9 protein-coding genes are annotated in these 10636 nt (G+C 37.9%); 7 read left to right on the top strand and 2 right to left on the bottom strand.

The window, feature by feature from the left end:
* Window positions 1-433: GAF domain-containing protein (locus V7149_RS21115; protein ID WP_335347563.1), on the bottom strand; the 433-nt coding region annotated here is incomplete at its 3' end.
* A 262-nt stretch (window positions 434-695) separates the two neighbouring features.
* On the opposite strand from V7149_RS21115, the gene refZ reads away from it, so the two are divergent.
* Window positions 696-1331, top strand: a complete 636-nt coding sequence (gene refZ, locus V7149_RS21110; protein WP_335347562.1) for a forespore capture DNA-binding protein RefZ — start codon at window positions 696-698, stop codon at window positions 1329-1331.
* Window positions 1332-1361: 30 nt separating this feature from the next.
* Here the strand turns inward: refZ and hisJ are convergent, their stop codons facing one another.
* Window positions 1362-2153, bottom strand: coding sequence for a histidinol-phosphatase HisJ (hisJ, locus tag V7149_RS21105; protein WP_335347561.1), 792 nt, complete (start codon window positions 2151-2153; stop codon window positions 1362-1364).
* A 240-nt stretch (window positions 2154-2393) separates the two neighbouring features.
* Between hisJ and ezrA the strand changes: the two genes are divergently transcribed.
* From ezrA to V7149_RS21075, 6 genes are all read left to right on the top strand, one after another.
* A complete protein-coding gene (ezrA, locus tag V7149_RS21100) occupies window positions 2394-4079 on the top strand; it encodes a septation ring formation regulator EzrA (protein WP_335347560.1) in 1686 nt (561 codons plus the stop codon).
* Window positions 4080-4321: 242 nt separating this feature from the next.
* Window positions 4322-5464: a cysteine desulfurase family protein gene (locus V7149_RS21095; protein WP_335347559.1), complete on the top strand. Its 1143-nt coding sequence runs from the start codon at window positions 4322-4324 to the stop codon at window positions 5462-5464.
* A 1-nt stretch (window position 5465) separates the two neighbouring features.
* On the top strand, window positions 5466-6671 hold the full coding sequence (gene thiI / locus V7149_RS21090) for a tRNA uracil 4-sulfurtransferase ThiI (protein WP_335347558.1): 1206 nt from the start codon (window positions 5466-5468) through the stop codon (window positions 6669-6671).
* Between the two features lie 124 nt (window positions 6672-6795).
* Window positions 6796-6990: an alpha/beta-type small acid-soluble spore protein gene (locus V7149_RS21085; protein WP_335347557.1), complete on the top strand. Its 195-nt coding sequence runs from the start codon at window positions 6796-6798 to the stop codon at window positions 6988-6990.
* Between the two features lie 201 nt (window positions 6991-7191).
* Entirely contained in the window at window positions 7192-8778 is a 1587-nt protein-coding gene (gene mbcS, locus V7149_RS21080) for an acyl-CoA synthetase MbcS (RefSeq protein ID WP_335347556.1), read from the top strand.
* Window positions 8779-8969: 191 nt separating this feature from the next.
* Window positions 8970-10580: an amidohydrolase gene (locus V7149_RS21075; protein WP_335347555.1), complete on the top strand. Its 1611-nt coding sequence runs from the start codon at window positions 8970-8972 to the stop codon at window positions 10578-10580.
* The last annotated feature ends 56 nt before the right edge of the window (window positions 10581-10636 follow it).

Genomic DNA, 10636 nt, shown 5'->3' with positions numbered 1-10636 from the left:
GGTCAACCTCATCAAATCGATTTTTTTCAGGTGAATCAATATCCAGAACACCGATTAACTGGCCATTTTTGATGAGTGGGATAACAATCTCTGATTGAGATGCTGCGTCACAGGCGATATGGCCTGGGAATAAATGAACATCTTCTACACGGACAGTTTCCATGAGTTTTGCTGATGTACCGCAAACACCCTTTCCAATCGGAATTCTAACACATGCTGGAAGGCCCTGAAATGGCCCAAGGACAAGCTCACCGTTTTCCATTAAATAAAATCCAACCCAATTAATCCGATCTAAAAATTGGTTTAATAGAGCGGAAGCATTGCTTAAATTTGCAATTACATTACTTTCCCCCTCAAGCAATGCAGCGAGCTGCTTTTTTACTAATTTATAGTTTTCTTCACGTTTCCCGCGGTAAGTTTCGACGTTAAACAACTTCATACACCCTGCTTTCTATCAATGTTTTTAAAAAAATCGCAAAATCAGAAGAAATACCCAATACTTTGTCGAGATTTTTATAAAGGATATAGTGATTTTAACAAGAATGTTTATACATAACAAGAAATCCACGTTATTTGACAATTTTTCGCTGTTACTGTCAATTTGCTTATGGTCGCTATCTATGTTTTTACGCTAATGATCGTGATGAATATGTTTGTTGTAATAAAGCTAATAAAATTATAAAGCAGGTGAAAACATGAGCAGAGATGTGAAAAGGGCAATTGTTAATGCAGCAATCAGTCTATTTAATGTCAATGGATTTGATGGCACATCGGTACGGGATATTGCCAATAAGGCAAAGGTGAACTCGGCAAATATTGCTTATTACTTCGATAATAAACACGGATTGCTAGAGCATTGCTTTACAGTTTTTTTCGAAGGGTATGTGGAGCAAATTGAAGATGGATTTTCAACCCTTGATCAGGGTGCAGCAGGCTGTTTGAGAAAAATTACGGAAAATGTGATGTATTATCAATTTGAAAATATTTATTTAACGAGATTAATATGGAGGGAAATTTCAATTGACTCTCAGGTTGTTCGTGAAATTATGTCAACCTATTTGATGAAAGAAAGGTTTTATTTAAGTAAAGTATTTGAAAGAGGAATGATAACGAGAGAATTCCGAACTCTATCTCCTGATTATATGATTCTCCAATTAAAGGGGCTATTAAGTATGCCTTTTTTAAATATACAATATATGACTGAAGTTTTGCATGTGATGCCAAACGAAAAGTATTTTGCTGAAAAATACGTTCGTGAAGTTTATCACTGGATTGATGGGGTTATATGCAAGCGGCCGTATGACCCGCCAATTTATCTAGCCGTAAAATAAAAATGGAAGGAAATCTAAGCAGGATTTCCCTCAAAAAAGCATCTCATCCATCCCTTGCCCAAGATCCTTAATTTGATGAGAATCAGATCCATATACAAGCGGGATCCCTTTTTTCAAGGCTTCTTTTACAACCCAGTTAGGTGGATAGGGCTCCCTGCATAGAGGTTTGGAAAATCCAGCGCCGTTATAGTCTAGCTCATATCCCTTATTACTAATAGCTGAAAGGACCTCTTGAATAAGTTCAACAAATTCCCTTTGTGCCGGAAATTTTTTTTGGAATTTTTTCACTAACGTCATATGACCGATCCTTTTTGGTTTGAAAGGACCTAAGTCAGAATGAATGGACTTAAGCAATGTATGAAAATATGCCTCGTAAATAACCTCGATAGAACCATATTTTTCAATCATTTGCCCAAAAACTTCAGGGCTGTAATCCAGACAGTCATAGCCATTTCCAAACTTTAAAAAATGGACAGATAATATAGAGTCGTCTAATAATGGTCCATATTGAGTTAGAAAGGAGCGCGTCTCTTCTTCAAATCCCTCAATAAAATCTACTTCAAGTCCTGCGTTAATTTTGATTTTTTGACTGAAGATAGATCTTACCCTTTCTATTTCTTGCAAGTACTTCTCAAGCTCTTCCATTCTCATGGAGCTGTCCCGGGCTGGTGTGGGGTCATTAAATCCTATAGGCAGTGGTGCGTGCTCGGTAAATGATATTTCCTTAAAACCTAAGGCAATTGCTTTTTCGACATAACCCTCAAGAGCATCATTCGTGCCATGAGGACAGAAGGGAGTATGAATATGTCCATCTTTTTCCATTAGAAAATTAAACCTTCTTTCTGTAAAATTCAAGAAAAGGCAAAATATTTGAAAAAATGACACGCTTAGTGTTCAATAAAGAATACAATGTACATTTTTTTCCCTAATTTAGATAAAAAATTGAAATTAATAGTCAAAAATTGTCGTATACATGGTATCATAAAAACATTGAACTGAACATTATTTTTAATTCGATATAGAAGGATTTGGCTCGGAACAGAACAGGGGGCTTTTTGGAGAATGGAATATATTATTGGCGGCATCGTCATCGTGATCGTGCTTTTTTTAACAGGATACATATTAAAGAAAAAATATTATAAAGAAATAGATCGGCTTGAAACATGGAAGATGGATATTGTTAATCGCCCTGTTCTCGATGAAATGTCTAAAGTAAAGCAATTAAATATGACTGGACAAACGGAAGAATTGTTTGAGCGCTGGAGAACTGAATGGGATGATATTGTTACGGCCCAGCTTCCAAATGTTGAAGAATATTTATTCGATGCGGAGGAATATATCGATAAATACCGCTTTAGGAAGGCAAAAGAAGTACAGCAGTCTACCGAAAACTTTTTAAACGAAATTGAAGAAAATATTAAAAAGTTATTAAACGAATTGAACGAGCTAGTTGGAAGCGAAGAAAAGAATAGGTCAGATATTGAAGAGTTGAAGGATTTATATCGCGAGAGCAAGAAATCCTTATTGGCACATCATCACACATATGGGAAAACAGCTGATATTCTTGAGCAGCATTTAGATGAAACCTTTGCAAAATTTGAAGTTTTTGATGAAAAAACAGATAATGGCAACTATCTAGAAGCACGGGAAATTGTTTTAACCATTCATGCTCAGCTAAATGAAGTTAAATTTAAAATGGATAGAATCCCTGAATTTCTTGTCGAGTGTCAATCGAAAATCCCATCTCAATTGAAAGAATTGAGTGACGGATACAAAGAAATGGTTGAACAGGGATATATCCTTGATCATATTGAATTTGATAAAGAAATAAACAGACTTGAAAATCAAACATCGGCTTATTTAAGTCTAATCGAGATGGCTGACATGACAGATGTACAAAAAGGAATAGAAGAAATTAAAGGCAGCATTGATTTCCTTTATGAACTGCTTGAAGCTGAGGTTCATGCGAAGCATTATATTGGACAGCAGGATGAGCCCACAAGGAATATGTTATTTACGAATAAAGAAATAAACAGGCAGTTAAAGGATGAGGTGGAGCTCGTCCGTCAAAGCTACCATCTTTCAGAAAAGGATATAATCATTCAGACAGAGCTAGAGAAGAAGTTAAGCCAATTAATTAAAAGCTATGAGGTTCTGGAACACAAAATAATTTCAGAAAACACGGCTCATACATTGCTTAAAACGGAGCTTGAAGGAATTAAAGAACAATTGGAAGAGATTGAGGAAGAGCATGTTAAGTTTGCAGAAAAGCTTCAGGCACTAAGAAAAGATGAAATGGCTGCTCGTGAAAGCATTGATGATTTAAGAAAAAGATTGGCTGAAACATCAAGGCTTGTTTCAAAAAGCAATATTCCAGGGCTTCCTCAGGACTATTTATATTTAATGGAAGATGCAAAAGAGAGCATTGGAAATGTCATTCTGAAGCTTGATGAAAAGCCGCTGAATATCCAAACGATCCAGCAATATTTAGAGGTTGCTGTGCTGACTGTAGAAAAAATTGTCAATACAACAAATGATATGATTGAAACGGTCATGCTCGTTGAAAAAGTTATTCAGTATGGAAACCGCTATCGGAGAAGATATCCCTCAGTTGCAAGAGGCTTACAGGATGCAGAGGCTTCCTTTAGAGGATTTGATTACAAGACAGCCTTAGAGCAGGCAGCAACAGCGGTAGAGGAAATTGACCCTAGTGCAATGAAGAAGATTGAAGAATTAATAAGTGAATAGTAAAGAAGAAGAGGTGTCCGATAGGGATACCTCTTCTTCTTTGGTTATCTTATGATAGGTCTTTAGTGGATTCTATATTCTTTGTCTCATTAAGATCATTAAAAATTTGCCAAATAAACTTAAAACGTTTTACACCTAATTTTCATTTTTTGCGATAATATAGGAAAGATGCATTTTCATTCAATCATATTTATGCTAAGATTTACAGTTGCCATCCGTTTATTTTTAGGAGGAAAGTAAAAATGATTTACTTTGATAATAGTTCAACGACTAAGCCATATAGTGAGGTTTTAGAGTCTTTTTTAAAGGTTTCCTCAGAGTATTTTGGAAATCCATCATCCTTGCATGGGCTAGGTGCTCAATCGGAAAAGCTGCTTTCCCAAGCAAGAGAACAAATAGCAAAGCTTTTAGATGTCCAAAAAAATGAAATATACTTTACTTCCGGCGGGACTGAAAGTAATAATATTGCGATAAAAGGTGCGGCTCTCATGCATAAAGGCAGGGGTCGGCACTTAATAACAACCGAAATTGAACATCCTTCAGTAAAGGAATCCATAGAGCAATTAAAGGGACTGGGCTTTCGTGTCACCTATGTCCCTGTTGACCAATACGGGATTGTAAAGGTAGAAGATATTGAAAGAGCGATTTGTGATGACACCATTTTAGTTTCTGTTATGCACGTAAATAACGAGATTGGCTCTATTCAGCCAATTCATGAAATTGGACAGCTTCTCATGCAATATTCTAAAATCCTTTTTCATGTCGACTTTGTTCAAGGTATTGGAAAGGTGCCCCTGAATATTCGTGAAAGCCGAGTGGATTTATGTACAATATCAGGGCATAAATTTCATGGCCTAAAGGGGACGGGAGCTCTGTTTGTTCGAGATGGGGTAAAGATTTCTTCATTAATTACAGGCGGAGGACAGGAATGGCGGCTTAGAAGTGGAACTGAAAATGTTGCAGGTATGGTTGCGATGGCGAAGGCTCTTAGGCTAACATTTCTGCAGCAAACAAAGCAAATAAATAATATGGTGAAAATTAAGGATTTTTTAAGAGACAAATTGGAAATGATAGAAGGGGTTACTATTCATACCCCTATTTGCCAGTCGGCTCCTCATATTATTAATTTTTCAATAAAAGGATTTAAGGCTGAAGTGTTCATACATGCTCTGGAGGAAATGGATATTTACGTTTCATCTACAAGTGCATGCTCTTCAAAAAGGCAAAAGGCAAGCACGACATTAATCGCTATGGGCATTCCTGAGGAAGAGGCGTTGAGCGCTATTAGAATTAGCTTATCCTATGATAATACACTTAATGAGGCAGAGCAATTTATGAAGGCAGTAAACGAAGCCGTTGCTAGGCTAAGAAAGGTAATGAACTAAAATGAATTATGATCGTATTCTTATTCGATATGGAGAATTATCAACAAAAGGAAGAAACAGAAAGTTATTTATCGATCAATTACGGAGAAATATTAAAAGGGTTCTCCGTAATTTTGAAAAAATAAAAATTGAAGCAAATAGAGAAAGAATGTTTGTGTTATTAAATGGAGAAAACGGTGATGAGATCATCGAGCGTTTAAGGCGTGTATTTGGTATTCAATCATTCAGCCCCGCGGTAAAATCGGAAAAAGACTTAGAAAAAATGAAGGAAGCAGCCCTGTCGCTATTTCTGAAAATTTATGAGCCAGGACAAACATTCAAAATTACAACAAAAAGAGCAGATAAAACCTTTATTCAAGATACAAATGAAGTTAATCATACATTCGGCACCCATCTATTAAAAAATGTAGAGAATTTAACGGTCAATGTAAAAAATCCCGACATCAATCTTCAAATTGAGATCAGGGAAGAAGGTGTTTATCTTTCGTGTGAGACGATTCTGGGTGCTGGCGGGCTTCCGGTCGGTTCTAGCGGAAAAGCCATGCTGATGCTGTCAGGCGGCATCGACAGCCCTGTAGCCGGGTTTCTATCCATGAAAAGAGGTATAGAACTAGAAGCGGTTCACTTCTATAGTCCGCCTTTCACGAGCGAGAGAGCGAAACAGAAGGTTTTGGATTTATCAGAAAAGCTGGCTCATATAAGCGGTGAGGTTGTCCTTCATATTGTGCCATTTACTGAAATTCAGCAGCTCATTCAGCAGCAGATTCCTGAGAATTATTCGATGACTACGACTAGGCGGCTTATGCTAAGAATCACAGATCAAATAAGGAAGAATAATGAAGGCCTGGCTATCATTACTGGCGAAAGCCTTGGACAGGTTGCGAGCCAAACACTTGAAAGTATGTACGCAATAAATGATGTAACAAATACTCCGATCATCCGGCCGTTAATTACAATGGATAAGTCCGAAATTATCGATATTGCCCATCAAATTGATACATTTGAAATATCGAATCAGCCTTATGAGGATTGCTGTACAGTGTTCGTTCCTTCATCTCCAAAAACAAAACCTAAACGTGAAAAGGTACAGTACTATGAAAGTTATACAGATTATGAGCCTTATATTAGAAAAGCTGTTGAAAATACGGAAACGATCCGGATTAAACCGGAATCTTTAAAGCAGGAAATGTTAGAAGATTTATTTTAATGCTCTATAAAAGTTGGTCGACAAGGCTCTCTTAATCTGCCAGAAGTTGAAACAATTACCAATAAATATTTGAATATGGCCATGTGATTCTACACATTCTATACTCACAAGGAGGTGAAGTCACATGGCAAACAACAGCTCAAACCAACTTCTAGTTCCTGGAGTGCAACAAGCTCTTGACCAAATGAAGTATGAAATTGCTAGCGAATTTGGTGTAAACCTTGGAGCAGATACAACATCTCGTGCTAACGGATCTGTCGGAGGAGAAATCACTAAGCGTTTAGTACAAATGGCTGAACAGCAATTAGGTGGTCGCTAATCTTAATTAAAAAAAAATAATATGGCTACATGGAGCAGGATATTTACATCCTGCTCCTATTTTATTTTCCCTTGCCTATATAGGTTAAACCTAACCTTTAATACTAAATAATTTAAAATTTCAAATTAATTTAGTATAATCATTTTAAAAGAACCATCTTGAGCAAGGCATGAGATTAGACAGACTATTGGGGGAGATTTGATGAAGCGTGAAGACTTATTAGCACCTGAGAAGTACAATCTAGTATCCGAAATAGAGCGATTTGCAAGTGATTCTAATAGGCTTGCAATTAAATGGGAAAATGAACTTGGGGACAAAAAAGAGGTTACGTACAAAGAACTGCTTAAAAATGCAAACAGAATCGGGAATGTTTTCCTTCAACATGGCCTGAAAAAAGGTGATGTTCTTTTAATCGTTGTTCCTCGGCTTATAGAAGCCTATCAAGTATACATAGCAGCTTTAAAAGCTGGTTTAGTAGTCATTCCAAGCTCTGAAATGCTTCGAACAAAAGACCTCCAATATCGGATTACACATGGTGATGTAAAGGGTATCGTTAGTTATTTCCCATATGTCGATCAATTTGAACATATAAAGGAAATAGAGAATTTACCAAAGTTTGTGATTGGAAGCCCGCAAGAACAATGGATCGATTTAAATAAAGAAATGGAAGCTGCTACGGACGAGCTGCCATTGGCTGATACAAGTAAAAGTGACATGGCGTTTCTTTCTTATACATCCGGGACGACAGGAAATCCAAAAGGCGTTGTCCACACTCATGGCTGGGCATTTGCCCATCTGCGAGCGGCAGCACCAAACTGGCTTTGTATCGAAGAAGGTGATACTGTTTGGGCAACAGCAGGTCCGGGCTGGCAGAAGTGGATATGGAGTCCATTCCTTTCCGTATTAGGCTCTGGAGCAACTGGCTTCGTCTATAATGGGAAATTTGAAGCAAAGAAATACTTGCAGCTTCTTCAGCAGTATGAAGTAAATGTTCTATGCTGTACACCTACAGAATATCGAATTATGGCAAAGGTAGATAATATTCATGAATATAAGCTGCCGAATTTAAGAAGTGCTGTTTCAGCAGGTGAGCCTTTGAATAGTGAAGTAATTGAAACTTTTAAAAGGTACTTTAATGTGGCTGTGCGTGATGGTTATGGCCAAACAGAAAATACATTGCTTGTTGGTATTACAAAAGGAATGGATTTAAAGGCTGGTTCTATGGGGAAACCTATACCAGGGAATAGTGTAGAAATTATCAATGAAAACGGCGAACCTTGCGGAGTAAATGAGGTGGGAGATATCGCTGTTCATATAGATACACCAGCCCTATTTAAAAAATATTATAAAGATCCTGAAAGAACGGCCATGCAGTTCAGAGGAGCTTATTATATTACAGGGGATAAAGCAAAGAAAGATGAAGAGGGTTATTTCTGGTTTGAAGGCCGCGGAGATGATATCATCATCAGTTCTGGCTATACAATTGGACCATTCGAGGTGGAGGATGCACTTGTCAAACATCCTTTTGTGAAGGAGTGTGCGGTCGTTGCAAGTCCTGATGAGGTTCGCGGGAATATTGTCAAAGCCTTTGTTGTTTTGCAGGATGGAATAAATGAAGACGATTCGCACATTGTGAAAACCCTTCAAGAACATGTGAAGGAACTGACAGCGCCATATAAATATCCTCGTAAAATCGAGTTTTTAGCTGAGCTGCCAAAAACAACATCTGGTAAAATTCGCCGTGTTGAACTTCGAAAACAAGAAATGGAAGCAGCAGCGAAAAAATAAACACAATATTTTAGAGCGATCAATTATTCATGCAGGCGAAAAACCGCCTGCATTTTGTCTAGCTTCAGCGCCNNCCTCGAGGTCACAAGCCAATCCTGAAAGGTAGAGCTCACCTTTCCGTGAGGATTGTCCTGTGCTTGTCGGGGGTGACCAAGGCGCTTCAACTTTTCTACTAATATGGAGGTATGGACATGGGCACACTTTGGTACGGTGGAAATATTTATTCTTTATTAGAGCAAAATCATAAGGTAGAAGCTGTTTATACGAAAGGAAACCGAATCGTTGCAATGGGAACTGAGGCAGATTTGAAGCAGAGATTTGGCCATGAAATAGAGAGCAATACTGATTTACATGGTGACACGATGCTTCCTGGATTTGTTGATAGCCATATGCACCTTATTGGATATGGTGAAAAGCTGAATCGACTTGATTTAACAAATTGTCAATCGAAAGAGGAAGCTCTGCAGGCGGTAAAGCAATATTCCGCAACAATTGAAAAAGGAGAATGGATTATCGGCGATGGCTGGAATGAAAATCTATGGGGGCCCCGAGCTGCACCCATCTTTAATTATGAATTAGATAAAATTGTTCCGGATCATCCAGTCTTTCTAAAGAGGGTTTGCAGACATGCACTTGTCGCAAATTCTAAAGCACTCGAAGCTGCAAATATCAATGAACATACAGCTAATCCGGAAGGAGGGGTGATAGGAAGGGATGAAAATGGAAAGCTGAATGGCTTGCTAAAGGAAGAGGCTCAAGAACTTTTATATCGTGTTCTTCCAGTAGTATCTGCTGCCAATCTAAAAAGCTACATTCGTGCAGCTATTCAAAGTGCCTACAAATTAGGATTAACAGGTGTACATACAGAGGATTTAAGCTACTTTGGCGGATACGAGAGAACATTACAAGCTTTTAAGGATGTCATTGAGGAGGAAGGCTATTCCTTTCGGGCTCATCTTTTAGTTCATCACCTTGTTGTAGATGATATGAAGGGAGCGGGAGAAAGCTTTCTGAGCGGTAATGAATGGATTGAATTTGGAGCAATGAAGATTTTTGCTGATGGTTCATTAGGAAGCAGTACTGCATTGCTAAGTCACCCATATGCTGATGATCCTTCTACATCAGGCGTAGCGATCTTTTCACAGGATCAATTAGATCAACTTGTTAAGAAGGCGAGAGAATATAAATTGCCTGTAGCCGTTCATGCGATCGGTGATTTAGCATTTGAAATGGTTTTGAATGCAATTGAAAAACATCCATTGAGCGGGAATGGGCGTGATCGGCTCATACATGCCCAAATTCTTCGGATGGATTTAATTGAACGTGCAAAAAGGCTGCCGTTAATTTTAGATATTCAACCAAGATTTCTTGCTTCTGATTTTCCATGGGTGATAGACCGAGTCGGCGGGGAACAGGATAAATATCTGTATGCTTGGAACACGTTATTAAAGGAAGGTCTTCCGTGTGCTGGGGGATCAGATGCACCAATCGAACCATTAAGCCCGCTTTTAGGCATTCATGCAGCCGTTACGAGGACGAATGTTAATGATCCGGATAAAACAGTTTATTTTCCAGAAGAAGCATTATCTGTTTTCGAGGCTGTCGGTCTTTTTACGAAGGGGAGTGCCTATGCTGCTTGTCACGAAAATGATAGAGGTTTAATCAAAGAAGGATTTTTAGCTGATTTCACCATTTTGAAAGAGGATATTTTTAACATTGACTTACATTCCATACCGGATATTACCGTTTCAAAAACGATCATTGGCGGAAAAATTGTCTTTGATTCATCGAACAAAGATTAAATGGATAAAATTAAAAGATTGCCAGCATCTTTCAGTTCGAACTATAATATTAATAT

Source organism: Bacillus sp. JJ1503, assembly GCF_036965125.1.
In the GTDB taxonomy this organism is placed as follows: domain Bacteria; phylum Bacillota; class Bacilli; order Bacillales; family Cytobacillaceae; genus Cytobacillus.
This window is presented reverse-complemented; position numbering and strand designations above follow the sequence as displayed.

Bases quoted from the DNA above. Each gene is read 5' to 3' on its own strand.
- refZ (WP_335347562.1), top strand. From the start codon at position 696: ATGAGCAGAGATGTGAAAAGGGCAATTGTTAATGCAGCAATCAGTCTA.
- hisJ (WP_335347561.1), bottom strand. From the start codon at position 2,153: ATGGAAAAAGATGGACATATTCATACTCCCTTCTGTCCTCATGGCACG.
- ezrA (WP_335347560.1), top strand. From the start codon at position 2,394: ATGGAATATATTATTGGCGGCATCGTCATCGTGATCGTGCTTTTTTTA.
- V7149_RS21095 (WP_335347559.1), top strand. From the start codon at position 4,322: ATGATTTACTTTGATAATAGTTCAACGACTAAGCCATATAGTGAGGTT.
- thiI (WP_335347558.1), top strand. From the start codon at position 5,466: ATGAATTATGATCGTATTCTTATTCGATATGGAGAATTATCAACAAAA.
- V7149_RS21085 (WP_335347557.1), top strand. From the start codon at position 6,796: ATGGCAAACAACAGCTCAAACCAACTTCTAGTTCCTGGAGTGCAACAA.
- mbcS (WP_335347556.1), top strand. From the start codon at position 7,192: ATGAAGCGTGAAGACTTATTAGCACCTGAGAAGTACAATCTAGTATCC.
- V7149_RS21075 (WP_335347555.1), top strand. From the start codon at position 8,970: ATGGGCACACTTTGGTACGGTGGAAATATTTATTCTTTATTAGAGCAA.